General features: G+C 67.8%; 17 protein-coding genes and 1 tRNA gene. 2 read left to right on the top strand and 16 right to left on the bottom strand.

Going from position 1 to position 24,314, the window contains the following annotated elements; all coding sequences use genetic code 11:
* Positions 1 to 17: 17 nt before the first annotated feature.
* The 8 genes from ccmI to OXM58_15060 all read right to left on the bottom strand — a co-directional run bounded on the left by ccmI (position 18) and on the right by OXM58_15060 (position 8,801).
* Complete coding sequence (ccmI, locus tag OXM58_15095; GenBank protein MDE0149696.1) at positions 18 to 908, bottom strand: c-type cytochrome biogenesis protein CcmI; 891 nt, start codon at positions 906 to 908, stop codon at positions 18 to 20.
* A complete protein-coding gene (locus tag OXM58_15090; protein ID MDE0149695.1) occupies positions 905 to 1,390 on the bottom strand; it encodes a cytochrome c-type biogenesis protein CcmH in 486 nt (161 codons plus the stop codon). Before OXM58_15090 ends, ccmI begins: the two co-directional genes overlap by 4 nt.
* Positions 1,387 to 1,941: a DsbE family thiol:disulfide interchange protein gene (locus tag OXM58_15085; GenBank protein MDE0149694.1), complete on the bottom strand. Its 555-nt coding sequence runs from the start codon at positions 1,939 to 1,941 to the stop codon at positions 1,387 to 1,389. The genes OXM58_15090 and OXM58_15085 overlap by 4 nt, the downstream gene beginning before the upstream one ends.
* Positions 1,942 to 1,947: 6 nt before the next feature.
* Positions 1,948 to 3,933, bottom strand: coding sequence for a heme lyase CcmF/NrfE family subunit (locus tag OXM58_15080; protein MDE0149693.1), 1,986 nt, complete (start codon positions 3,931 to 3,933; stop codon positions 1,948 to 1,950).
* 16 nt (positions 3,934 to 3,949) lie between these two features.
* Positions 3,950 to 4,399 carry a cytochrome c maturation protein CcmE gene (ccmE, locus tag OXM58_15075; protein MDE0149692.1) on the bottom strand — a complete coding sequence of 150 codons (450 nt, stop codon included), beginning with the start codon at positions 4,397 to 4,399 and terminating at the stop codon, positions 3,950 to 3,952.
* A 10-nt stretch (positions 4,400 to 4,409) separates the two neighbouring features.
* Positions 4,410 to 4,640, bottom strand: coding sequence for a heme exporter protein CcmD (gene ccmD / locus OXM58_15070; GenBank protein ID MDE0149691.1), 231 nt, complete (start codon positions 4,638 to 4,640; stop codon positions 4,410 to 4,412).
* Between the two features lie 133 nt (positions 4,641 to 4,773).
* Positions 4,774 to 7,203: an FAD-dependent oxidoreductase gene (locus OXM58_15065; protein ID MDE0149690.1), complete on the bottom strand. Its 2,430-nt coding sequence runs from the start codon at positions 7,201 to 7,203 to the stop codon at positions 4,774 to 4,776.
* A 47-nt stretch (positions 7,204 to 7,250) separates the two neighbouring features.
* Positions 7,251 to 8,801 (bottom strand): trimethylamine methyltransferase family protein, encoded by a 1,551-nt coding sequence (locus OXM58_15060; protein ID MDE0149689.1) that lies wholly within the window; start codon positions 8,799 to 8,801, stop codon positions 7,251 to 7,253.
* Positions 8,802 to 8,993: 192 nt separating this feature from the next.
* Here OXM58_15060 and OXM58_15055 point away from each other — a divergent pair, with 192 nt between their 5' ends.
* Positions 8,994 to 10,124, top strand: coding sequence for an alkylhydroperoxidase-related (seleno)protein (locus OXM58_15055; protein MDE0149688.1), 1,131 nt, complete (start codon positions 8,994 to 8,996; stop codon positions 10,122 to 10,124).
* A gap of 52 nt (positions 10,125 to 10,176) precedes the next feature.
* Here the strand turns inward: OXM58_15055 and selD are convergent, their stop codons facing one another.
* From selD to selA, 4 genes are all read right to left on the bottom strand, one after another.
* Entirely contained in the window at positions 10,177 to 12,393 is a 2,217-nt protein-coding gene (gene selD / locus OXM58_15050; GenBank protein ID MDE0149687.1) for a selenide, water dikinase SelD, read from the bottom strand.
* 32 nt (positions 12,394 to 12,425) lie between these two features.
* Positions 12,426 to 12,522: transfer RNA gene (locus OXM58_15045), tRNA-Sec, on the bottom strand.
* An 80-nt stretch (positions 12,523 to 12,602) separates the two neighbouring features.
* A complete protein-coding gene (gene selB / locus OXM58_15040) occupies positions 12,603 to 14,564 on the bottom strand; it encodes a selenocysteine-specific translation elongation factor (GenBank protein MDE0149686.1) in 1,962 nt (653 codons plus the stop codon).
* Positions 14,546 to 15,991 carry an L-seryl-tRNA(Sec) selenium transferase gene (gene selA / locus OXM58_15035; protein MDE0149685.1) on the bottom strand — a complete coding sequence of 482 codons (1,446 nt, stop codon included), beginning with the start codon at positions 15,989 to 15,991 and terminating at the stop codon, positions 14,546 to 14,548. Before selA ends, selB begins: the two co-directional genes overlap by 19 nt.
* Before the next feature lie 122 nt (positions 15,992 to 16,113).
* Between selA and OXM58_15030 the strand changes: the two genes are divergently transcribed.
* Positions 16,114 to 16,449, top strand: coding sequence for a hypothetical protein (locus tag OXM58_15030; protein MDE0149684.1), 336 nt, complete (start codon positions 16,114 to 16,116; stop codon positions 16,447 to 16,449).
* Positions 16,450 to 16,460: 11 nt separating this feature from the next.
* Here OXM58_15030 and OXM58_15025 read toward each other — a convergent pair whose 3' ends face one another.
* The 4 genes from OXM58_15025 to OXM58_15010 are packed head-to-tail and all read right to left on the bottom strand — an operon-like array spanning position 16,461 to position 24,310.
* Positions 16,461 to 18,038 (bottom strand): trimethylamine methyltransferase family protein, encoded by a 1,578-nt coding sequence (locus OXM58_15025; GenBank protein ID MDE0149683.1) that lies wholly within the window; start codon positions 18,036 to 18,038, stop codon positions 16,461 to 16,463.
* Positions 18,039 to 18,073: 35 nt separating this feature from the next.
* Entirely contained in the window at positions 18,074 to 20,536 is a 2,463-nt protein-coding gene (locus OXM58_15020; GenBank protein MDE0149682.1) for an FAD-dependent oxidoreductase, read from the bottom strand.
* Between the two features lie 3 nt (positions 20,537 to 20,539).
* Positions 20,540 to 22,987, bottom strand: a complete 2,448-nt coding sequence (locus OXM58_15015) for an FAD-dependent oxidoreductase (GenBank protein MDE0149681.1) — start codon at positions 22,985 to 22,987, stop codon at positions 20,540 to 20,542.
* Positions 22,988 to 23,005: 18 nt separating this feature from the next.
* The gene (locus tag OXM58_15010; protein MDE0149680.1) at positions 23,006 to 24,310 is read right to left on the bottom strand and encodes an FAD-dependent oxidoreductase; all 1,305 of its coding nucleotides are present in this window, start codon (positions 24,308 to 24,310) and stop codon (positions 23,006 to 23,008) included.
* Positions 24,311 to 24,314: the final 4 nt, after the last annotated feature.

Here is a 24,314-nt window from a genome sequence, read left to right as displayed (position 1 = left end):
CGTCCCGCCCGCCGCCGTCATTCCCCCTTCCCTTCCAGACGCTGCCGGATACGGGCCGCAAAATCGGGCCGGTCGGCAACCAGCGGCAGCAGTTTGCGCCAGTAATCCTTACCCTCAGCTTCGCGTCCCAGATCGAAGGCGTGGCGGCCAAGATAGTACAGCGCAAGCGGGTGGCGCGGCTCCAGGGCATGCAGGCGTTCGAAGAGTTGAAGCAATTGCGGATCGACCGGATCGTCCGGACTGCGCAGGCGGAGCACAGCCATCGTGTAGAGCGTCAGGACGCGGACATTGTCCGGCGCCAGCGCGACGGCCCTGCCGTAGGCATCGGCGGACTTGTCCAGCTCGCCGAGCACACTGAGGGCCCGGCCGAGGCGCAGCCAGCCGGCAAGATCGCCGGGATTCTCTTCGAGTCGTGCGGCCAGCCCGGCAACCATGCCGCGGATCATCTCCTGCCGCTCCTCCGGGGTCATCCGCTCGGCGGCGCGCACGTCTTCGGCGCTCGGGCCGCGCGGCCTCTCCTGCACCGTCAGCATGCTGCGGTCGGCGAGCTCGGGACGGCCGAGCACGGCGTAGAGCGCCAGGCTCAGCGCCGGCACCGCCGCCGCCAGCAGCAGGACGGTCGGGCGCGACAGGGTTTGCGTCGTACCGGAACCTTCCGCTTCCCCCCGGCCCTCGGCGGCCAGCGCGCGCCGGCGGATTTCATTGCGCGCCGCCTCGGCCTCCGCCGCCTCGATCGTGCCGCGCGCCAGGTCCCGGTCGAGTTCGCGAAGCTGATCGCGATAGACCTCAAGGTCGTATTCCGCCGCGCCGGCGACCGGCGCAGCTTCAGACCCGCCGCGCGGATAGAGGCGCCACAGGATGGCAGCGCCGGCCGCGATGCCCAGAATCGCAGCGACCAGCCAGATCATTTCTCATCTCCGCGGTCCTGGAGCAGCGCATCTGCGCGGGCGGCCTCTTCCGCCGGGAGGCCCGCGGCTTCCGTCGCCGGTCGCGGCCGGCGCAATCGCCAGAGCAGGAACAGGAGCGCGGCCAGAAGCGCCACCGCCGGCCCGAACCAAAGCAGCCAGGTCCGCTCGTCGACCGGCGGGCGCAGCAGGACGAAATCGCCGTAGCGTGCATGGACATAGGCGATGACTTCGCGGTCGCTGTCTCCCGCCGTCAACCGCTTGCGCACCAGCCGGCGCAGGTCGCGGGCCAGCGGCGCATCCGAATCGTCGATCGACTGGTTCTGGCAGACCAGGCAGCGCAGCTCGCGGCCGATGTCCCGGGCGCGGCCTTCCAGCTTCGCATCCTCCAGCGCCTCGCCCGGCCCGATGGCCGGCGCGGGCGCTATCGGAGCGGCGATCGCAACGAACAGCGCGAGCAGAATCGGGGCAGCGTACCGCCTCATTTCCTCAATGCCTCGATCGCCGGCAGGATACTCTCTTCCAGCACCTGCTTCGTTATCGGACCGACCTGCTTGAACCGGATTCGGCCTGCACGATCGATCAGATAGGTTTCCGGCACGCCGTAAAGGCCGAATTCCGGCGCGATCTCCCCGTCGCGATCGACGCCGATGCGCGCGTAGGGATTGCCGTGCCGGTCCAGCCAGCGCGCGGCGTCCGCCGGTTTGTCCTTGTAGTTGATGCCGGCAAGGATCACGCCGGGCACTTTCGACAAGGCGGTAATCTGGGGGTGCTCGATCAGGCAGGGCGCGCACCAGCTGGCAAAGAAGTTCAGGACAGTGATGCGCCCCTTGAACGACGCGCTTTCAACGCCCTGCCGGATGATCCTGCCGTCATGTTCGAGGCTGCGCGCGGAGAATGCCGGCGCCGGTTTGTCGATCAGCGCCGACGGCAGGAGGCTCGGGTCGCGCCCGCTCTGCAGATAGAAGGCGGCGGCGGCGGCAATGGCGGCGAACACCGCAAGCGGCGCCAGATACAGCAGCCGGCGGGATCGCATGGCGGTTCAGGCTTCCGCCGGACGCGCTGCAGGCGGCCGGGCCGAGCGCCGCGGTGCGCCGACCCGGTGGCGCCGGTCGGTCAGCGAAACCATGCCGCCGAGGAACATCAGCACGGCGCCGATCCATATCCAGGGCACCAACGGATTGTGATAGAGCCGCACGGCATGCCCGCCCTTTTCGTCGGGATCGCCGAGGACGATGTAGAGGTCGGCGAACCAGGTCGTGCGGATGGCGGCTTCGGTGGTCGGCGTGCGCTGCGGCAGGTAGACCCGCTTTTCGGGCGATAGCGTTGCGATAGCGACACCGCCCTCGGATACGGTGAACTGCCCCCGGCGGGCCAGATAGTTGCCGACCCTGACCTCGCGGACGCCTGCGAATGCGATGGCGTAGCCGGCCACCTCAGCGCTGTCGCCCGGTTTCATGACCCGGACGATCTCGGTCTGCCAGACGCTCGATGCCGTGATTCCGGCGACGACCACGCCGGCGGCGGCGTGGGCGAGCGTCATGCCCCAGGCCGAGCGCGGCATGGCTGCGGCGCGGCGCAGGCTTTCGCCGAACGGCGCGCGGAACAGGCGAACCCGGCCGGCAAGCTCGAGGACGGATGCGCCGATCGCCCAGACAGCCAGGCCGATGCCCAGCGCCGCCGCAAAGCTGTGCCGGTCTTCCAGGAAAACGACGACGGCCGCCGCACCGATCGTGACGGCGACGATCAGTTTCAGCCGGTCCAGCGCACCGGCCAGATCGGCCCGTTTCCATGGCAGGAACGGCGCGATTCCCATCGCCAGGATCAAGGGCGCCATCAAGGGGACGAAGGTGGCGTTGAAATAGGGCGGCCCGACGCTGATCTTGCCGAGGCCGAGCGCATCGACGATCAGCGGATAAAGCGTGCCGAACAGGACCGTCAGCGCCGCCACAGTCATCAGCAGATTGTTGACGATCAGCGCGCCCTCGCGGGAGATCGGCCGGAACAGGCCGCCGGCCCTGAGCGCCGGCGCGCGCCAGGCGTAGAGCAGGAGCGCGCCGCCGATGGTGACGGCCAGGATGGCGAGAATGAACAGGCCGCGTTCGGGGTCGGTCGCGAAGGTGTGGACCGAGGTGAGCACGCCGGAGCGGACCAGGAAAGTCCCCAGCAGGCTGAGTGAAAAGGTGAGGATCGCCAGCAGGATAGACCAGCTTTTTAAGGCATCCCGCTTTTCGGCGACGACGGCGCTGTGCAGCAGGGCGGTGCCGACCAGCCAGGGCATGAAGGACGCGTTCTCCACCGGGTCCCAGAACCAGAACCCGCCCCAGCCCAGTTCGTAATAGGCCCACCAGCTGCCGAGCGCGATGCCGAGTGTGAGAAAGCTCCAGGCGGCGAGCGCCCACGGCCGCACCCACCGGCCCCAGGCGGCATCCACCCTGCCCTCCAGCAAGGCGGCCACGGCAAAGGCGAAGGTGACGGAGAAACCGACATAGCCCAGGTAGAGCAGCGGCGGATGGAAGGCGAGGCCCGGATCCTGCAGGATCGGATTCAGGCCCCGCCCGTCCGGCGGCATCGGATTCACCCTGTCGAACGGGTTCGAGGTCAGCAGGACGAAGGCGAGAAAGGCCAGGCCGATCATGCCCTGGACGGCGATCACCCGGGCGCGCAGGCCGGGTGCGATATTGCTTCCGAACCAGGCGACACAGGCGCCGAACAGGCTGAGGATCAGGCACCAGAGCACCATCGAGCCTTCGTGATTCCCCCAGACGCCGGTGATTTTGTAGAGCAGCGGCTTGGCGCTGTGGGAGTTCTGCATCACGTTGGCGACCGAGAAATCGGACGTCACGAAGGCCCAGGTCAACGCGCAGAAGGCGATCAGGACGAAAACGAACTGGCCGGTCGCCAGCGTGCCGCCGAGCGCCATCAGCGGGCTGTGGCGTCGGCTCGCGCCGGCCATCGGCAAGACGGACTGGCCGAGCGCCAGGATTGCGGCGACGATCAGGGCGAAATGGCCGATCTCCGCGCTCATGATGCCGGCCTCCCGGTCAGGATTTGGCTTCGGCGCACGGTTTGCCGCCGCCGTCGGCGTGCCATTGCCCCTGTTCCTTCAGTTGATCGGCAAGGTCTTTCGGCATGTAGTTTTCGTCATGCTTGGCGAGGATCGTATCGGCCCGGAAAACTCCGCTTTTTTCGAGCCGGCCGATCGCCACGACCCCCTGCCCTTCCCGGAACAGGTCGGGCAGTACGCCCTTGTAGACGACCGGGAGGCTGTGGAGGCAGTCGGTGACCCGGAAAGTGACGCTCACACCGTCTTCCAGCGTCTTGCGGCTGCCTGCCTCGACGAGCCCGCCCAGGCGAAACTGCTGTCCTGCCGGCACATTTTTCGCTTCGACCCGGGACGGTGTGTAGAAAAAGGTAACGCCGTCGTCGAGGGCGACCAGAACCAGCGCGACCGCGACACCGAGCAGGGCGAGGCCGACAGAAAGAAAAGCCATGCGCCGCCGCTTAGGTCGCAATCCCGGCCTCCGGTTCGCCTTCCTCCGGTTCGCCGTCCTCCACTACGCCTTCGGGTGAAGCCGAACGCTGCTCAAGCGCCGCCGCCGCGGCTTCCTCGCGCCGCAAGCTCCGCGAGGCATGCCAGGCCAACCCGACCATGACCGCCGCAGTCAGGATGAGCGCCGGCCAGACATAGGCTGCATAGCCACCCATGGCGAAGAATTCGGCGATCTTGTCCACCCATTGCCTCCGGCATCGCTATCCGGCACTGCGCAGCACCGGCGCCCCCTTATTGGGCTGACGATGGAGATAACAACAGGACGATTTCGCGGCAGCGCGCCAATCACCGCATAACGGGCGGTCGCGCACACAGCTAACCGCGCATGCGTGCGCCGGCCGGGTCGAACAGCGGTTCTTCGAGAATCCGGGCGGCGCACCGCTCGCCGAGGATTTCGACTTCCAGGCGGCCGGGATTTTCCGCCACACCCCGCGGCAGATAGCCGAGCGCTACCGATTGCTGCGCCACATGGGCATAGCCGCCTGACGTCACCCGGCCGACAACGGCGCCGTCGTGCCAGATCGGTTCGTCGCGGAACGAATCGGCGTCCGAAACGTCGACCGCCATGGCGACGAGCCGCCGTTCGCCGCCCTCTTCCTTTTCCCTGAGCGCCGCGTCGCGGCCGATGAAATCGTTCTTCGCCAGATCGACGAAGCGGCCGAGGCCGGCTTCGTAAGGACCGTAGATCGGTCGGTATTCGAACGCCCAGGCGCCGAAACTCTTTTCCAGCCTCAGGCTGTCCAGCGCGCGGAGACCGAAGGGCTTGAGGCCGAGCGGCGCGCCCGCTTCCATCAGCAGGTCGTACACCGCAACCTGGTATTCCGGCGCCATCCAGATTTCGTAGCCCAGGTCGCCGGTATAGGAGATCCGGCCGACCAGCGCAGGCGCCGGTCCGATATCCATGGCTCGGATATCGAGAAAGCGGAAGGCCTCGGCCGATACGTCGGCATCCGTCACGGCCTGCAGCAGGTCACGCGCCGCCGGCCCCGCAATCATCAGGCCGACAAGATCAAGGCCGAGCGCGCGCACGGCGACCGAACCGTCGTCCGGCAGATGCGCTTCGAACCAGCGCATATGGTACTTTTCCGCCGGGCCGGAGCCGACGACGTAGAACTTCTCGTCGCCCGTCTTGGCTACGGTGAAGTCGCCGATCAGCTTGCCATTCGGATTCAGCATCGGGCTCAGGACGACCCGCCCCGGCCGCGGCGTCCGGTTGGCAAGAATCCGGGATAGCCAGATTTCCGCGCCTGGCCCTGTCACCGAATATTTTGCGAAGCCGGACGACTCGTAGACGCCGACTCCGTTGCGAACCGCCGCCGCCTCGCGCCCGACATTGGCGAAATCGTTGGAACGCCGGAAGCTGACGATATCTTCCGCCAGTTCGCCCTCATCGGCGAACCAGAGCGGGTATTCCAGGCCGTAGGCGGCGCCGAAAACGGCGCCCCGCGCCTTGAAGCGGTCGTAGAGCGGCGTGGTGCGCAGGGGCCGGCCGGCCGGCAGTTCCTCGTTCGGAAACGGCACGTTAAAGCGGCGGCTGTAGTTTTCCCGCACCTTGGCGTTGGTATAGGCGAGCGTCGCCCAGTCGCCGAAGCGCGCGACGTCCATGCCGAACACGTCGAAGCCAGGATCGCCCTCCGTCATCCAGTTGGCGAGGGTCAGCCCGACCCCGCCGCCCTGGCTGAATCCGGCCATCACGGCGCAGGCGCACCAGTAATTCTTCAGGCCGCGAACCGGCCCGACCAGCGGGTTGCCGTCCGGCGCGAAGGTGAAAGGGCCGTTGACGATCTGCTTGATTCCCGCGCGGCCGTAGGGCGGAAAATGCTTGAAGCCGATTTCCAGCGACGGCGTGATCCGGTCGAGGTCGGGCGCCAGCAGTTCGTGGCCGAAGTCCCAGGGCGTCGTCTTCGGCGACCAGGGCTTGCCGGCGCGCTCGTAGGTGCCGATTAGCATGCCCTTGCCTTCCTGGCGCGTGTAGATCTCACCGCCGAAGTCGAGGGCGTGCATCATCTGCCGTCCCGTCGACGCGTTGAATTCCGTGACTTCCGGAATTTCGTCGGTCAGCAGATACATGTGCTCCATGGCGAGCACCGGCAGTTCCAGGCCCACCATGCGGCCGACCTCGCGCGCCCACAGGCCGCCGGCATTGACGACGTGCTCGGCATGGACCGTGCCCTTCTCGGTCACGACGTCCCAGCTGCCGTCCGGTCTCGGCTGCAAATCCTCGACCTTGGTTTGAAGATAGATCTCCGCCCCGCCGATCCGCGCCGATTTCGCGTAGGCCTGAGTCACGCCCGACGGATCGACATGGCCTTCCACGGGATCGTACAGGCCGCCGACGAAGCAGGCGGGATCGATCAGCGGAAACAGCTCACGGGCTTCCTGCGGCGTCACCAGTTCAGTATCGAGCTTCATGTAGCGGCCGATCGCGCGGGCGGTTTTTAGCCAGTCCATGCGATCGGGCGTGTCGGCCAGTATGACGCCGCCGGTCAGGTGGACGCCGCAGGACTGGCCGGAGATTTCCTCGATCTCCCGGTACAGGTCGATCGTGTAGCGCTGGAGCGCGGAGACGTCCGGATCGCCGTTCAGCGTGTGCATGCCGCCGGCGGCGTGCCAGGTCGAGCCGCTGGTCAGCTCGGAACGTTCGAACAGGGCGACGTCTTTCCAGCCGGCTTTGGTCAGATGGTAAAGCACGCTGGCGCCGACCACGCCGCCGCCGATTACTGCCGCCTGCACATGCGATTTCATCCGTTCGCTCCGGTTTGCCGCCGGCGCCGGCCGGGCGGCGGTTTCTGCTAAAAGTCGGTCGGCACGCCGCCTTCGTCCTTGCGCCGGGCGACGAAGGCATCGAGTTCCTCGCGGACCGCCGGGTCCATCGGCGGCGCTTCGTACAGCGCCAGCTTTTCCTTGTAGAGCCGGTGCAGATGGTCAGCCGCGGTCGGCGAGCCGGCGCCGGACCAGGCCTCGTAGTTGCGCCAGTCGGAGACCATCGGTGCGAAGAAGGCGGTCTTGTAGCGCGATTGGGTGTGCTCGGCGCCGAAATAGTGGCCGCCGGGCCCGACTTCGCGCATCGCGTCCAATGCCAGTTCGGCCTCGTCGACCCGGAACGGCTCGAGGAAGGCCGCCACCATGTCCAGCAGGTCGGCATCCAGCACCATCTTCTCGAACGAGGCCTGGAGGCCGCCTTCCATCCAGCCGGCGGCGTGCTTGAACAGATGGGCGCCGCCCATGACCGCGCCCCAGAGCGAAAACACACTCTCATAGGCCGCCTGGGCGTCGACCGCGTTGGCCGCGTTGACGTTGGACGAGCGGTACGGCACCCGGTAGCGCCGGGCGAACTGGCCGCCGACCAGCGCGGATTTCATATATTCCGGCGTGCCGAAGGCAGGCGCGCCGCTGCGCATGTCGACGTTCGAGGTGAAGCCGCCATACAGGAACGGCGCGCCGGGACTGTTCAGCTGGTGGATCGTCAGGCCGGCGAGGAATTCGGCATTCTGCTGGGCCACGGCGCCGGCCAGAGTCACCGGCGCCATGGCGCCGGCCAGGGTGAAGGGCGTCATCACGACCGGCTGGCCGCGGTCGCCCATGCGCAGGATGCCTTCGACCATCGGCAGGTCGAGGCGCAGCGGCGAACTGGAATTGATCACCGTGATGACCGACGGCTCGCGCTCCAGCGTCGTGTGGTCGACGCCGCGCGCAATGCGCGACAGCTCGATGCCGTCCAGCACCCGCTCCCGGCCCAGGCTGTAGGCGTGGATCGGCTTGTCGGTCATGGTGAGTGCGGCGTGCAGTGCATCGAGATGGCGCACGCTGGGGTGGATGTCCGTCGGCTCGACCGGATAGCCGCCCCACATGTGGATAGCCGGCAGCACCTGCCCCAGGCGCAGGAACTGCTTGTAATCCTCGAAATTGCCGACCCGGCGCCCACCCTCGAAGTCGGCCGCGTTGGGTGTGCTGCTCACTGCGCCGAAAACCAGCCGGTCGCCGCCGAAGGTGAGGGTGCGCTCCGGGTTGCGGCAATAAAATTTGAATGTCTCCGGCGGTTTGCCGATCTGCGCCTCGACAAGATCGGACGGGAAGCGGACGCGGTTGCCGTCCGGCGCCACATCCGCGCCTGCGTCCTTGAGGATCGCCTTCGCCTCGTCGTGCAGGAGGTCGATGCCGATTTCCTGGAGCACAGTCAGCGCAGTCCGGTGGATCGCCTCGAGTTCGTCGTCCGAGACCGCAGGCACCGGATCGAACAGCCGGCGCGGTTGCGGCCGGATCGCAGCTTCCGGACTTTTCGCTGCGGCGTCCGGTACGCCGCGGCGGCGCCGGCCGCTGCGGCCGCGTCTCTCGGGAGGCATCGGTTTCCTTTCGTTTTCCGTCGCCCGACCGGCCGAACGACCGGTGGCGCGCCGGATTAGACCAAAACGGCGTTGCGGTCATGCCGAAAGTGCCGGTGCGCGCCGATGTTTGACCGGCGGCTTGTCGCTTGCCGGCGGTTCGGCGTCCCGTTACCTTGGCCGCAAACGCAGCCACAACGGGGAGGGTTGCCGATGAGCAGCCTGAATTTCGACGCCGCGCCCCTGCCCGTCCGGGACGATATTGCGGAGGCTCTGCCGCAGGTTTGGGCCCGGATCGCCCAACCGGGGACCTGGCTGACCGCGCGGGAACGGGTCGCCGTGGCTGCGGAAAGCCGCAACGCACGGTATTGCCGGCTGTGCGCCGAGCGGAAGGACGCGCTTTCGCCCTATGCCGTGCAAGGCGAACACGATTCTCTCGGCGAACTGCCCGACGACAAGGTCGAACTTGTCCACCGGATGATGACCGATCCGGCGCGCATCGCCGCTCACTGGTTCGAGGCGCTGAAGGATGGCGGCCTGCCCGAGACCGAATATGTCGAGATCGTCGGCGTGATCGCCTGCACCGTCGCCATCGACACCTTCTGCCGCGGAATCGGCATGGCGCCGCCGCCCTTGCCGGAACCGCAGGATGGCGCGCCCTCGCACGAAACGGTGGGCGAGGAACACCTCAACCGCGGACTCGCCTTTGCACCGACCCTGGACCCGTTCGTCGACGGTCCGCTCCAGAAGGAGTTCTTCCCGGCCGGCCCGCCGACCGCCGCGCATATCCGGCGGGCCCTTTCCTCCGTGCCCGATACCCAGCGGGATTTCTGGCGCATCGCCAACGTGCTCTACATGAACGGGTTGCAGATGCGCGATTTCTCGACCGAGTACCGCGCCATCACCCACGCCCAGATCGAGCTGGTTGCCGGCCGGGTTTCGGCCATCAACCAGTGCGTCTACTGAACCACCAGCCATGTGGCCCTGCTCCGTGCGAGCGGCGAATTCACCGGCGACGACTACGATCTCAGCGCGGTTCTGGGCGATTCGGTCGAGGACACCGGCATTCCGCACGCTGACGTCCTGATCCAACTGGCCGAAACGGCAATCGAATTTGACGACGAAGCGACGGCAGCGGCCCGCGAGGCCGTGATCGAACGGATGGGCGAAGCCGCCCTGGTCGATGCCGCGGCCATCGCGGCCAACTTCAACGCCATCGACCGGGTCGCCGACGCGATCGGCATTCCGCTCGAGGAAGAGAAGGCTGCGATTTCGGCCGGTTTCCGCGCTGAACTCGGGATCGACGATTTCGGGCGGGCGAGCCTGCCGGCAGCGGCGGAGTAAGTCGCTCCGACTCCGCCGTTCCGATAAAACCGCGGCGTCGTGCAGGACGGTTCTACCCGAACCGGATTCGGCCCTCGCCGGGCGATGCACCGGTTATCTCACCGATAACCGCGGCATCCGGATATCCGGCCTGCCGCAGCGCCTCGACACAGGCTCCCGCACCGTCCGCCGGCACGGCTGCGAGCAGACCACCGGCTGTCTGCGGATCGGCGAGAATTTCCGGCACAACGCCTTCGCATGCCGCAATCAGGACCGCCCGGTTGGCCGGATGAAGCGTGCTCGCATGCCCTGCGGACAGCAGACCCGAGGCGCCGGGCAGCAGGGGCAGCGCAGCCTCGTGAAGCACGGCGCCGCAATCCGACGCTTCGAGCATTTCCAACAGGTGTCCGCCCAGGCCGAACCCGGTTACGTCGGTGCAAGCCCTCGCGCCGTGCTGCCGCAAGACGGCGACCGCGGCACCATTACTTGCCAACATGCTCCTGAGCGCCGTTTGGACATCTCGCCCTCTGGCGGCGCGCGCCATTTCAGCCGCCAACAAAACGCCGGTCCCCAGCGCCTTTGTGAGGATCAGGCGGTCGCCCGGCCTCGCGCCGCCCTTGCGCCACGGTTCGCCGGCGCCGACCGTCCCGTTGATCGTCAACCCTGCCGCCATTTCCGCGCCTTCGGCGGTATGGCCGCCGATCAGGACCGCACCGGCGTCGTTCAGACCGCGCAGCACGCCGCGCAGGAGTTGCTCCAGTTCGCGTTCGACGATGCCCGGCGCGGCGAAGGGCAGCGTGACCGAGACCAGCGCGGAGACCGGCGCGCCGCCCATGGCATGGATATCGCCCATGCAATGGTTCGCGGCGATGCGGCCGAACAGATACGGGTCGTCGATAAAGGCACGGAACTGGTCGACGGTCTGGTACAGGGTTCCGTCCGCCGGCGGGGCGAGCGGCGCGGCATCGTCCGGGCTGTCGAGCGCCAGCGCCGGTGCGGTCGCCGGGTCGGCGCGCAGGCGGCCGAGCACCGCATTGAGGATCGCCTGGGGCACCTTGGCGCCGCAGCCGCCGCAGCGCATGGCGTCTTCCGCCGCGTTTGCCGTCGGTACTCGGGTCATGACAGGCAGGTCCGCGCCGTAGCGCGCCATCCAGCGCCGGTCGATCCGGTCCTTCCAGCGCCAGACCCAATCGCCTTCGGCCGCAAAGACGGCCTTCGAGGCGACGGCGCGTTTTCCCCCCAGCGAGATCAGCGAGAGCACGCGGCGCTGCGGCCGGAAGGGCTGCAACGCCCCGCCCCGGACGGCGCGGCGCAGATTTTCGGCCAGCACGGGGCCCTGGCGGACGGCGTAGACGCCGGATTTCGGCAGCGCGGTCGAATTGAATGCGGCGCAGTCGCCGGCGGCGAAGACCGTACCGTCGGACACGGATTGCAGCGTTGGGCCGACCTTCACGAAGCCGCGGGGATCGACGTCAAGGCCGGTCTCACGCAGCCACGGTGCGGCGCCACCCTGGGTAACGAGGATTGCCGCATCGTGTTCGAAAGCGCGTCCGGACTTGCACAAGACCCGGCCGGGTTCGATCGCCGCAGCCGTCTCACCGGTTTCGACCGCGAAGCCATTGCGGCGCAGCGCCGACAGCACGCGGCGGCGGACCCCTGCGGCGTGCCCCGGCATGATTTCCGGCGTCATCGACAGGATCGTGAATCGCGGTCGTCCGGTAGTGCTTTGTTCTTTTCTTTCAGACTGTTGAAACCGTGCGTTCATTCGGCTGTGCAATGCCATCGCCGCTTCGACGCCGCCGGTGCCGGCGCCGATGACGACGATCCGGACCGCCCCGTTCCGCGCCTCCGCCAGTGCTTCGACTTTCGCCCACCGCTCCAGGAACGCGGGTATGGGCTTCAGCGGAACGGCGTGTTCCGCGCCCGCAATCCCGCCGGTTTCGGGAACCGAGCCGATGTCGATGCTCAGCAGGTCGTAGGGCAGCGGCGGCCGGCCCGCGAGCGATACCTGCCGCGCCGTGCGGTCGATGCCGCTTGCCCGGCCGACGACCAGCCGGGCGCCGGCGAAGCGGCACAGGCGGCGCAGATCGATCATGCAGTCGTCGAAGCCGTAATGCCCGGCCAGATAGCCCGGCAGCATTCCCGAATAGGGCGTATCGACCGGCGTCGAGACCAGGGTCAGGCGCACGCCGGGCTCCGGTTTCATGCCGAACCGGCGCACGACCTCGACATGGGCGTGGCCGCCGCCGACCAGCACGATGTCGGTTTCGATCGGGGACGACGGAAGCACCGCTTCAGACTGCGGTTTCGGGTGGGAAAGAGTGGCGGAAGAGGGTGGGAGTCGAACCCACCAGACACGCGCTGGCGCGTCTCAACGGGTTTGAAGCCCGCGCGGCCCACCGGGCGCCGATCCTCCTCCGCCGGTCCGCCAATGGGTCGGACAGTGCTAGCACGGATCGGTTGCCGCCGGAAACGCCCTCCGCCGATCCCTTCTGCCGCTCAGCCACGCGCCGCGGTCCCGAAAGTCTCGGCGGCCGGCCGGCGGATCACGCGCTCGTTGCCCGCCCGCCGGGTGAAGCCCGCCCGGTCGAAATATTCCAGCATCTCGACGCTCAGGTTGCGGCCCAGCCCGGACCAGTCGCGGAAATCGGCCACGGTGAACCGGTCACCGCCCGACGAGGCGAGCCCCGTTTCGGCCGCATTTGCCAGAGATTCCAGCGTTTCCGGAGTCAGAAAGCGGTTTTTCGAGACCTGCATGACCAGCCCGGCAGCCTGGGCCCGCTTGAAGAAGCGTGCCGCCTCGCTTTGGACGATACCGAGCGCTTCCGAGACCTCCCACACCGTGCGCGGCCGGCCCGACGCCGTGAGCGCCGGTTCGATCCGGGCCCAGAGGCTTGCGTCGCGCGGTTCGAGTTCGACCCGCCGTCCGGCGAGGACGATCCGCTCGCCGCGCCGCTCCACAGTGCCGTCGCGCATAAGCCGGTCGAGCGCCGCATCGACGCACGCGGCGAGCGGCCGGCCGGGGAGCATGCGCGGCAGCGCCGCCGCGGGCAGGCCGGAGACGCTGTTCCGCCCCTCCGTACGTCCGGCCAGCGACGACCGGATCGCTTCGGCGAGTCCGGCGAGATGGCGGTCGAGGATAGCGGCCTGCCCGCCGCCGCCGCCGGCCCGCACCAGCCCCGGCACTAGTCCGGGCGCCTCGAGGCCGGCCAGTTCCGTTTCGATCAGGTTCCGGTTGCGGGCGAAGGCCCGCAGGTCGACGCCGCCATTGGCAACCTCCAGTTGCGCGGCGAGGGCCTCAGCATGCTTCGGTCGACGCTGCGCCCTGACGAGAGCGAGGCGCTGCGGCGTGCCCCGGCCACGCTGTGGGCCGTCGCAGTCCAGCACCATCCCGCCGCCTATCGTGCGTTTCGCCGACTGGTCGCGCAGGATGACGGCGTCTCCGCGGCAGACGCAGATCCCGCGGTCGAGCACGAGCTGCGCCAGCGCCCGCTCGCCCGGCGCCAGTTTACCCGCTTCGAGCAGCGCGACCCGGCCTGGAATGTCGGCCGTGCCGGCATGGACATGAACCGACGTCCAGTGGCGCAGAGGCCGGGCTTCCGAAGCGAGCAGCCGCAGGTCGATGTCGAGCCGGCGGCTGACCGATCGCAGGACGGGCGCCACCAGCCATTGTCCGCGGCCGATCGCAGCCCGGTCGACGTCCGCACCGGCCAGGTTGACCGCGCAGCGGTCGCCGGCCCGGGCCTCGGCGGCCGGCGCATCCTGCACCTTGAGGCCGCGCACCCGCACTCCGATTCCCTTCGGGCCGGCCGGACTGACCGCCAGCCGGTCGCCTGCCTTGAGGATCCCCGACTGCACCAGGCCGGTCACGACCAGACCGGCTCCGCCGACGATGAAGCTGCGGTCGATAGCCATGCGGAAGCCGCCGCATGCCGGTTTCTCGACAGCCCGGAGAGTCCCGATCGCCTCTGCAAGGCGGTCGAATCCCGCTCCGGTCGTCGAGGACACAGCCACGACCGGCGCTTCGGCCAGGCCGGTCGGCTCCAACAGGGCGCGCGTCTCGGCAATCACCTCGACCAGCCAATCGGCTTCAACAAGGTCCGTCTTCGTGATCGCAACGATGCCGGTGCGCACGCCGACCAGATCGAGAATAGCCAGATGTTCCCGGGTCTGGGGCATCGGCCCGTCGTCGGCGGCGACGACCAGCAGGGCCGCGTCGATCGCGGTCACACCGGCCAGCATGTTGCGGATGAACTTCTCGTGGCCGGGCACATCGACGAAGCCGGTCGTCTCGCCGGGCCGCAGCGCATCGGTGTAGGCAAAACCGAGATCGATGGTCAGACCGCGCCGTTTCTCCTCCGGCAGGCGGTCGGTATCGATTCCGGTGAGGCGTTTCAGCAGGCTGGTCTTGCCATGATCCACATGGCCGGCGGTCGCGATAATCATGGCGGGCACGGCCATGCGAGGCTGTCGATCTGCCCCAGCAGCGTCTCCGGCCTCTCCAGGCAGCGCATGTCGAGCCAGAAGGCGCCCTCCCCGACCCGGCCTATCGCCGGCACCGGCAGCGCGCGGAACGCGGCTGCGAGGTCGCGGAGCATCCGGCTGGCGACGCGGCGGCCCGTTGTCCCGCTCCGGGCCAAGGGTGTCAGGCGCACGGCGACGCTGGGCAACGCCTCAGCCGGCAGGGCGCCGCTGCCGATCTGGCTGAAACAGTCGGCGGCCTCGACCCGCCAGCCTTCCGGGGCCGACGGTTCCAGGCCGGCCGCGACCCGTTCGGCGACGGCGCGGATGTCCGGCAGCGGCCGGGCGAGCCAGCGCAACGTCGGCACGGTCTCCGCAAGGCTTTCGGGCTGGTGGTAAAGGGCGAGAGTCGCGTCGAGCGCTGCAATCCTCAGCTTGTCGAGCCGGAATGCCCGGTGCATCGGGTTTTTCTTGATCCTGGCGACCAGGTCCGCGCGGCCGGCGATCACCCCGGCCTGGGGCCCGCCGAGCAGCTTGTCGCCGCTGAAGGTCACCAGATCGGCGCAGCTGGCGAGCGCCTCCTGCACCGTGGGTTCGTGGGGCAACCCGAAACGTTCGAGATCGACCAGCGTGCCGCTGCCCAGATCGATGCAGAAGGGTATGCCGCGGCGCCGGCACAGGGCGGCCAGTTCCCTTTCCGGCACCGCCTTCGTGAAGCCGATCACGGTGTAATTGCTGGTATGCGCCTTCAGGACGAGCGCCGGACGGGCCGCCATCGCCTCTTCGTAGTCCTTCAGATGGGTCCGGTTGGTCGCGCCGACCTCGACCAGCCGGGCGCCGGCGCGGCGCATGACGTCCGGCAGGCGGAAGGACCCGCCGATCTCGACCAGTTCACCGCGCGAGACCGGCACCGCGCGGCGGTTCGCCAGCGTATTCAGCACCAGCATGACGGCGGCGGCGTTGTTGTTGACCGCCGTCGCCGCCTCGGCGCCGGTCAGGGAGCGGATGCGCGCTTCGAGGCGGCCGCCGCGGTCGCCGCGCTTCCCGGCCGCCAGATCGTATTCCAGATCGACCGGCCGCCGCGCCGCCCGGGTCATCGCCTCGACCGCCGATTCCGGCAGCGCCGAACGGCCGAGATTGGTGTGGACGACCGTGCCGGTCAGGTTCAGCACCGGCCTGAGCGACGGGGCCGTTGCGGCAGCGACATGGGCAACAACACGGTCCGCCAGCCCGTCCGCATCGATGCGGCCACCGGCGAGCAGGCGGCTTCGCGCCTCCTCGAGCACCGTGCGCGCCGCTTCGACCACGCAACTGCGGCCGACCCGGTCGGGCAGGTCCGCGAGCCGCACGTCCTGCAGCAGCCGGTCCACGCCCGGCAGGCCGGCGGGCACGGTAATCGGATCGGCTCTGGAGTCGGTCTGCGTCATGAGCGGCGGCTTTAGCACGGTTTTCCGGCGATAGGCAGATGGATCGGGACAACCAGTGCGCGCTACCGGCGGTATTTCCGGCATGCTAAGGTGGTTCTGTCTTTTTCTGCGGTGAGCGAACCGTGCCGCGTTCCGTGCTGGCCATTTCCTGCGCAATGCTCGCGCTGCTGCTTCCGGCAACGGCGCTCGCCGACGCCATCGACGGGCACTGGTGCCACGAGGACGGGCGCCGGATGACCATCGACGGGCCGGCCATCGTGACGCCCGGCGGCACGGCGATGACCGGCGACTACGACCGGCACGGTTTCGTCTATGTCATCCCGCCGGGCGAGCCGGGCGCCGGCAAGCGCATCACCATGCAGCTGATCGACGAGTATACCGTGATCCTGCGCACCGGCCCCGACTCCGCGAAAGCCGTCGAGCAGGTCTGGAAACGCTGCGCGAAACCGATGGCGTAGGCGAGTCTGCTTCAGGCCGCCGCTTTCATGCTGCGGCGCGGCAGGACGATATTGAACCGCTCGCGGATCGCCGCGTCGATCGGCTCCGGGATGTGGTCCGGGAACACGGTGGCGAGGATGCGCCGCTTTTCGGCGAGCGCCTTTTCGACCAGGTCCGGCTTGCCTTGTTCGATCCATTCCTTCGGGCTGCTGCGATCGCCGACCTCGGGATAGACATATTCGGACTGCATCAGCGACAGGGTCTGCGGATGGCCGAGATAGTGGCCCGGCCCCTCCAGGCAGACGCTGGCGATCGCATCGAGCGACAGTGTCTCGTCGGTGACCTCGATGCCGCGCACGCAGCGCAGGCACTGGCCGATCATGTCGTTGTCGATCAGCAGGCTCTCGTGACAAAAGCTCAGCAGCGAGGCGTGCATGCCGACGCTCTCGTAGACCAGGTTGAGGCCGGACAGCCCTGCCATCACGTTGGCGACGCCGCGCTCGTAGCCGGCCTGCATGTCCGGCGCCTTGCTGTCGGACATGGCGCAGGCCGATCCGCCGGGCAGGTCGTAGAATCGCGCCATCTGCCCGCAGGCGGCGGTGAGCAGCGCCTGTTCGCCCGAGCCGCCGGACATGGCGCCGGTGCGCAGATCCGAGACGAAGGGCCAGGTCCCGAAAATCGCCGTGTGGCCCGGCTTCATCGCGTTGACGTAGATCAGACCTGCCAGGCATTCGGCGACCGCCTGGGTCACCGCACCGGCGAGCGCCGCCGGCGCCGTCGCCCCGGCCTGTCCTGCGGAGAGCAACAGGACCGGCATCCCGCCCCCGATCACGGTCTCCATGACCCGGCAGGATTCCGTGGCGAATTTCAGCGGCGGGACGACGAAGCAGTTGCTGTTGGAAACGAAGGGCCGCGCCCGCCAGGCCGCTTCCGACCCGGCGACCATGTGGAGCATGTCCAGCCCCATCTGCGTCCGTTCCGGCGAGGTGAAGGACGTGCCGATATGCTTGGTCGTCCCGGCGACCGAGGCGTAGAGCGTGTTGACGTCCAGATCGGTCGGGTCCTCGGTGTCCCGGGTCGTCAGCGGCCGCTGGAAGAAGTGGATGTTGTCCAGCACCTCGACCATGCGGGCGGCGTCGAAAAGATCCTGCACCGTCGGATCGCGGTTCACCCGGTTCTCGACGTCGTAGACATGGACCGCCGCGCCCGCGGTGCCGTAGTGGACGCGGCTGCCGCCGGGCCGGATATCGTGCTTCGGGTCCTGGCCGTGCAAGGTGATGTCCCGCGCCGCCTTCGCCAGCATGTCCTCGACCAGCGCCGGCGGGAAACGCAGCCGCCCGTCGTCGCCCTGAACGGCGCCGGCCGACGTCATCATTTCGACGCCGCTCTCCGGCGCATCGGCGAGGCCGATCTCCTCGAGGATGTGCAGCGCCGCCCGGTGGATCCGTTCGACCTCGGCTTCGGTCAGCGCCTTGTAGCGCCCGCCCTCGAGACCCGCCCGGACCGGCCGGATATCTTCCGCCAGCGGGGCGGCCCGCAGGGCCCGCCGGGCTTCCCGGCCGCCGGCCCGGCGCCCTGCCCGCTCTTTCGCGTTCCGATCGCGAGACATGGTTTGCCTCCCCGCAGCTTGGCGGCCGGCGCCGCTCACATGCGCACCCGCTCGGCTTTTGGATCGTACATCGGCCTGAGTGAAACATCGGCGGCAACGCGCGCGCCGGCAATCTCGATTTCATAACCGGACGCAAGCTGTGCCTCGGCGCTTTCGCCGTCCGGGCACGGCACATAGCCCAGGCCGACCGCGCCGCCCAGCGCGTGGCCGTAGTTGCCGGACGTCAGGTAGCCGACCATCTCGCCGTCGCGCACGATCGGCTCGTTATGGAACAGCAGGGGCTCCGGATCGCGCAGGCGGAATTGGAGCAGGCGCCGCGACAGGCCCTCGTCGCGTTTGCGCAGGACCGCGTCCCGGCCGAGAAAGTCCGGCTTGCGGGTGCGCACAGCGAAGCCGAGGCCGGCCTCCAGCACATGATCCTCGTCGGTGATGTCGTGGCCGAAATGGCGGAAGGCCTTCTCGATCCGGCAGCTGTCCATCATGTGCAGGCCGCACAGTTTGAGGCCATGAGGCGCCCCTGCCTCTTCCAGCGTTTCGAAGACATGGGCGGCCATATCGGCCGAAACGTAGAGCTCCCAGCCCAGTTCGCCGACATAGGAGACCCGGTGCGCCCGGGCGAGACCCATGCCGATCTCGATCTCCCGCACCGATCCGAAAGGAAAAGCCCCGTTCGACAGGTCGGCCGGCGAGCAGGCGTCCAGAACGTCGCGGGATTTCGGCCCCATCACGCACAATACCGCCTCACCCGCCGTCACGTCGGTGACGACGACATGGGCACCGTCCGGCGTGTGGCGGCGCAGCCAAGCGAGATCGCGCTGCACGGTCGCCCCCGGCGTAACGACCAGGAAGGCGGTTTCGGACAGGCGCGCGACCGTCAGATCCGCCTCGATGCCGCCGCGGTCGTTGAGCCACTGGGTGTAGACCAGCCGGCCCGGTTCGACCGCAACATCGTTGCTGCAAATCCGGTTGAGCGCCGCCTCGGCGTCCCGGCCCTCGACCCGGAGCTTGCCGAAGGAAGTCATGTCGAACAGGCCGACGCCTTCGCGGGCCGCCATATGCTCGGCGCGCGAATGCTCGAACCAGTTCTGGCGCCGCCAGCTGTAGCGGTATTCCGGCGTAACGCCCTCCGGCGCGAACCAGTTGGCGCGCTCCCATCCTGCCGTTTCGCCGAAACAGGCGCCGCGCGCCTTCAGATGTTCGTGAATCGGCGAGCGACGGACACCGCGGGCGCTGGCCGGCTGGCGGTAGGGAAAATGGTCGGCATAGAGCAGGCCGAGGGTCTCGCTCACCCGGTGCCTTAGATAGTGACGGTTTTTCTGGAACGGCTGGACCCGCCGGATATCGACCTCCCACAGGTCGAACGGCGCTTCCCCGTCATCAATCCACTGGGCCAGCGCCATCCCGGCACCGCCCGACGAAACGATGCCGATGGAGTTGTAGCCCGCCGCAACCCAGTAGCCGCGCAGTTCCGGTGCTTCGCCCAGATAGTAGCGGTCGTCGGGCGTGAAGCTCTCCGGACCGTTGAAGAAGGTGTGGATGCCGGCCTCGCCGAGCAGCGGCATGCGCGCGACCGCCTGTTCGAGGATCGGTTCGAAATGATCGAAATCCTCGGGCAACTGGTCGAAACAGAAATCTTCGGGAATGCCCTCCATGCCCCAGGGCTTGGCGACCGGCTCGAAGGCGCCGAGCAGCATCTTTCCGGCATCCTCCTTGTAGTAGGCGCATTCGTCCGGCACGCGCAGCACCGGCAGGGCGCCGAGGTCCGGGATCGGCTCGGTCACGATGTAGAAATGCTCGCAGGCGTGCAGCGGGATCGTCACCCCGCTCATCGCGCCCAGTTCGCGCGCCCACATGCCGGCGCAGTTGATCACGATGTCGCTGGCAATCTCGCCCCGTTCCTTTCCGTCTTCGCCGTCGCGTTCCCACGACACGCCGGAGACGCGGCCGTTCGCCTGCGAAACGCCGGTGACCTTTACGCCCTCGGCCAGCAGGGCACCGTTCTGGCGGGCGCCCCTGGCGAGCGCGAGCGCGATGTTCGCCGGATCGCACTGGCCGTCGAGCGGCAGGTGAACGGCGCCGGTCATGTCCGACACGTTCAGATGGGGATAGAGCGCCCTGGTTTCCGAAGGCGTGATTTCCATCACGTCGACGTCGAAGGCGCGGGCCAGGGAGGCCTGGCGATAGATTTCCTCCTTGCGTTCGTCGGTCAGCGCCACGGTGATCGAGCCGTTCTGGCGCATCCCGGTCGCGATTCCGGTTTCTTCTTCGAGCCGGACATAGAGATCGGCGGAATATTTCGCCAGCCGCGTCAGGTTCAGGCTGGCCCGAAGCTGGCCGATCAGGCCGGCGGCGTGCCAGGTCGTGCCGCAGGTCAGCTGCCTGCGCTCCAGCAGGACCACGTCCTTCCAGCCCAGCTTCGCAAGATGGTAGGCGACCGAACAGCCGGAAACGCCGCCGCCGATAATGACGGCCCGGGCGTGCCGCGGCAGCGCCGCCATCGCCTAGGCCCTCATCCGGGCGTTGTCAGGATCGTAGAGCGGCCGGTCGGCCTGGACTTCGGCGCGGCGACGTTCGCCGAAAATCTCGACATCCAGTTCCGTGCCCTCGACCGCCAGATCGGCGCGCGCCATGCCGAGCGCGATCGATTTGCCGATCCTGTGACCCCAGCCGCCGGAGGTGGTCTCACCGACCTTCTCGTCGCCGTGCCACAGGGTCGACATATAGGGAGCGTCGCAGGCGCCGGCGTCGACGACAAGAGTGACGAAGCGTTTGGCCGGGCCGGCCTGGCGCTCGATCTCCATCGCCGTCTTGCCGACGAAGCTTTCCTTGCTCCAGCGCACGAAGCGGTCGAGCCCGCCCTCAAGAACGGTGTAATCGGTCGACAGGTCGCCCTTCCAGGCCCGGTAGCCCTTTTCCAGCCGGAGGCTGTTCAGGGCGTACATGCCGAACGGTTTCAGTCCGAAGGTCTGTCCGGCCTGCCAGACCGCGTCGAACACGGTGCCGGTGTCTTCGGTATGCGTATGGACTTCCCATCCCAGTTCGCCGGCATATGACACCCGCAGCAAAAGAACCGGCTTGCCGGCAACATTCGTCCTCTGCCAGCTCAGCCAAGGCAGGCTCAGGTCCGCATCGCACAAGCCGGCCAGGATGTCTCTCGTCTTCGGACCCGTCAGAATCTGGCAATCGAATTCCTCGGTCCGGTTCTCGATCGCGATGTCCGATCCGTCGGGCAAATGCTTCCTCAGCCACTCCAGATCGTGCCATTCGGCGGCGGCCGCTGTGATAAGCAGCACCCTGTCTTCGGCGAGGCGAATCAGCGACATCTCGGTGACGATGCGGCCCCGTTCGTCCGGGAAGTAGCCGAGGCCGATGCGCCCAACCGACGGAATCCTTCCGGCGATCAGGCCGTCGAGCCATTCCGCGGCGCCCGCACCGGTTACGAGATAGCGGGAGAAGCCGCACAGGTTGAGGATGCCGGCCGCATCCCGCACCGCTTCGCATTCCTCGCGGATGCGCGGGAACCAGGGCCCTTCCCGTTCCCAGGTCTGGGTCGCCGCTTCCGAAATGTCGTCGCCCGGCTGCGCGAACCAGTTGGCGCGCTCCCAGCCGCCGTAGGCGCCGAACCGGGCGCCGAACGCCTTGAGCCGGTCGTGGATCGGCGACAGCCGCTTGTCGCGGCCGGCCGGCCACTCGTGCTGCGGGAAGTGCATGGCGTATTCGTGGCCGTAGACCTCCATGCCTTTCTTGTTGGTGTGGTCCTGGTCGGCAAAGCTCGTGAAGCGGCGCGGGTCGCAGCTCCACATGTCCCATTCCGTACCGCCTTCGGCGACCCATTCAGCCAGCACCTTCCCGGCGCCGCCGGCCTGCGCGATTCCGAATGTGAAGACGCAGGCCTCGAACGCGTTGGGCACGCCGGGCATCGGCCCGATCAGCGGATTGCCGTCCGGCGTGTAGGGAATCGGCCCGTTGATCACCTTGTTGACGCCGGCCGAACCCAGGATCGGCACCCGTTCCATGGCGTCCTCGATATACCATTCGAGCCGGTCGAGATCGTCCGGGTAGAGCTGGAAGGAGAAATCCTCCGGCATCGGATCGTCCGGCGTCGTCCAGTGCGCCCGGCAGTTACGCTCGTAGGGGCCGAGATTGAGGCCGAACTTCTCCTGGCGCAGGTAATAGGAACTGTCGACATCGCGCAGCAGCGGCAGCTTGCGGCCCCGTTCGGCGCTCCACTCCTCGAGCTCCGGGATCGGGTCGGTCAGCATGTACTGGTGGGACATGCTGACCATCGGCACAAAGCGGCCGAACATCGCGCCGATCTCCTGCGCCCGATAGCCGGCGGCGTTGACGACGAATTCGCAGCGGATTTCGCCCTGGGGCGTCCCGACGATCCACTCGCCGCCGTCGCGGCGCACGCCGGTGGCCGGGCAGAAACGGACGATCCTTGCGCCGAGATCGCGCGCGCCCTTGGCCAGCGCCTGGGTCAGCTGGGCCGGATCGATATCGCCGTCGTAGGGATCGTACAGGCCGCCGGCCAGGTCGTGGGTTTCCAGAAACGGATAACGGTCTTTCAGATCGCTGACCGAGACCATGGAAACGTCCATGCCCTGGTAGCGGCCCATCCCGACGACCCGTTCGAACTCCATCATGCGGTTGCGTGAATGGGCCAGGCGCAGCGAGCCGGTGACGTGGTAGTTCATCGGATAGTCGACGCGCGCGCCCAGGTCGCGATACAGCTCGGTCGAATAGCGCTGCATGTTCATCACCGACCAGCTTGCCGAGAAGGTCGGCACGTTGCCGGCGGCGTGCCAGGTCGAGCCCGAGGTCAGCTCGTTCTTCTCCAGCAGGACGCAATCGGTCCAGCCCTTGCGCGCCAGATGGTACAGGCTGGAAGCGCCGACGGCGCCGCCGCCGATAACGACGACCCGGGCTGTCGCTGGCAGATCGGCCATGAAGTGCGCTCCTGTTTCCTAGCCGAGCACGGAGAAGCTGCTCTCGGGGTTGATCTCGCGCCTGCGGGAGAAGAATCCCACATCCAACGCCCGCCCGATATAGGGCAGGGTGAATTGCAGCGGGCTGGTATCGTGATCGTTACCGGCTTCGCAATAGTCGATCAGCGCAGCCATCATCTTGCCGGCGATCGCCGCGTTCTTGAACTGGTTCCCGCTCGATCCGCACGCCATGTAGAAGCCGGGCAGCGCGGACTTGTCGTAGATCGGAATCCAGTCGTCCGACACGTCGTACAGGTCCACGACGCCCCTCATCCGGCTGGGAATGCCCAGGGTCGGCAATCGTTGGGCGTAGCGGTAGGCCTGATGCGTCCACTGGTCGGTGAAGTTCGTGTCGTAGTCGTCGGGATCGACCCAGTCGCGCGGATCGCATTCCGGATCCTCGCTGCCGATCAGGATGTGGTTGCCGTGCTCGGGCCGCGAATAGACGCTGATGTCGCTGTCCGACATGACGAAACCGTCGGTCTCGAAATCCATCCCCTCCGGGGCCGGGACGTGCACGACTTCCTGTTTCAGCGCCCGGGTCCTGATCGTCATGTCGCCGGTCACGCCGGCCATTTCGTTCAGCTTGTATGACGCCGGCCCGCCGACATTGACCACCACCGGCGCATGGATTTCCGTGCCATCCGCCAGCCGGACGCCGGCAACCCGGCCGGCCTGTTGCAGGATTTCCGCCACGCGGGCGTTGAACCGGAAGCGTGCGCCTTTCGCTTCCGCCGCGCGGCGCAGGTTATGCGACGCGAGCTGCGGATCGGTGATGTAGCCGGCGGTCGGCCAGAACACCGCCGCCTTGACCGCGCCGCCGGTCGGTTCGCCGAAGCCGTCATCGTCCATGCGCTTGGCCGGTGCATGGCAGGAGAGGTCGAATTGCGGCAGCCGGCGAAGAATTGCCTCGGCGTCCCAATCTTCATACGGAATATGAAGTTCGTCGCAGTATTTTTTGTGTTTATGAAGAAAATCGTTCGCTTCAACGGCCATGACCAGGGCGCCGCACTGGACGAAACGCGCCAGGCCGGCTTCATCGGGGACTTCGAGATAGTCCGCCCAGTCGCGCCAGTAGAAATAGCCCTCATAGGCAAAGGCGGTCCCGTCCAGCGTCGAATAATGCACCCGGATAATGGCGCAGGAGCCGGCGGTCGAGCCCATACCGGCGTCGCCGTTGGCGTCGACCGACTGCACGTTGTACCTGGCCTTGGCGAGTTCGAACGTAGTCGCAGCGCCGATGATTCCAGCGCCTATGACGATTGCGTCAGCTGTCTCTGCCACGTTG

The sequence above is a fragment of the Rhodospirillaceae bacterium genome (genome assembly GCA_028819475.1).
GTDB lineage: Bacteria > Pseudomonadota > Alphaproteobacteria > Bin65 > Bin65 > Bin65.
The sequence above is the reverse complement of the archived record's forward strand: the minus strand, read 5'-3'. Positions and strand labels throughout refer to the sequence as shown.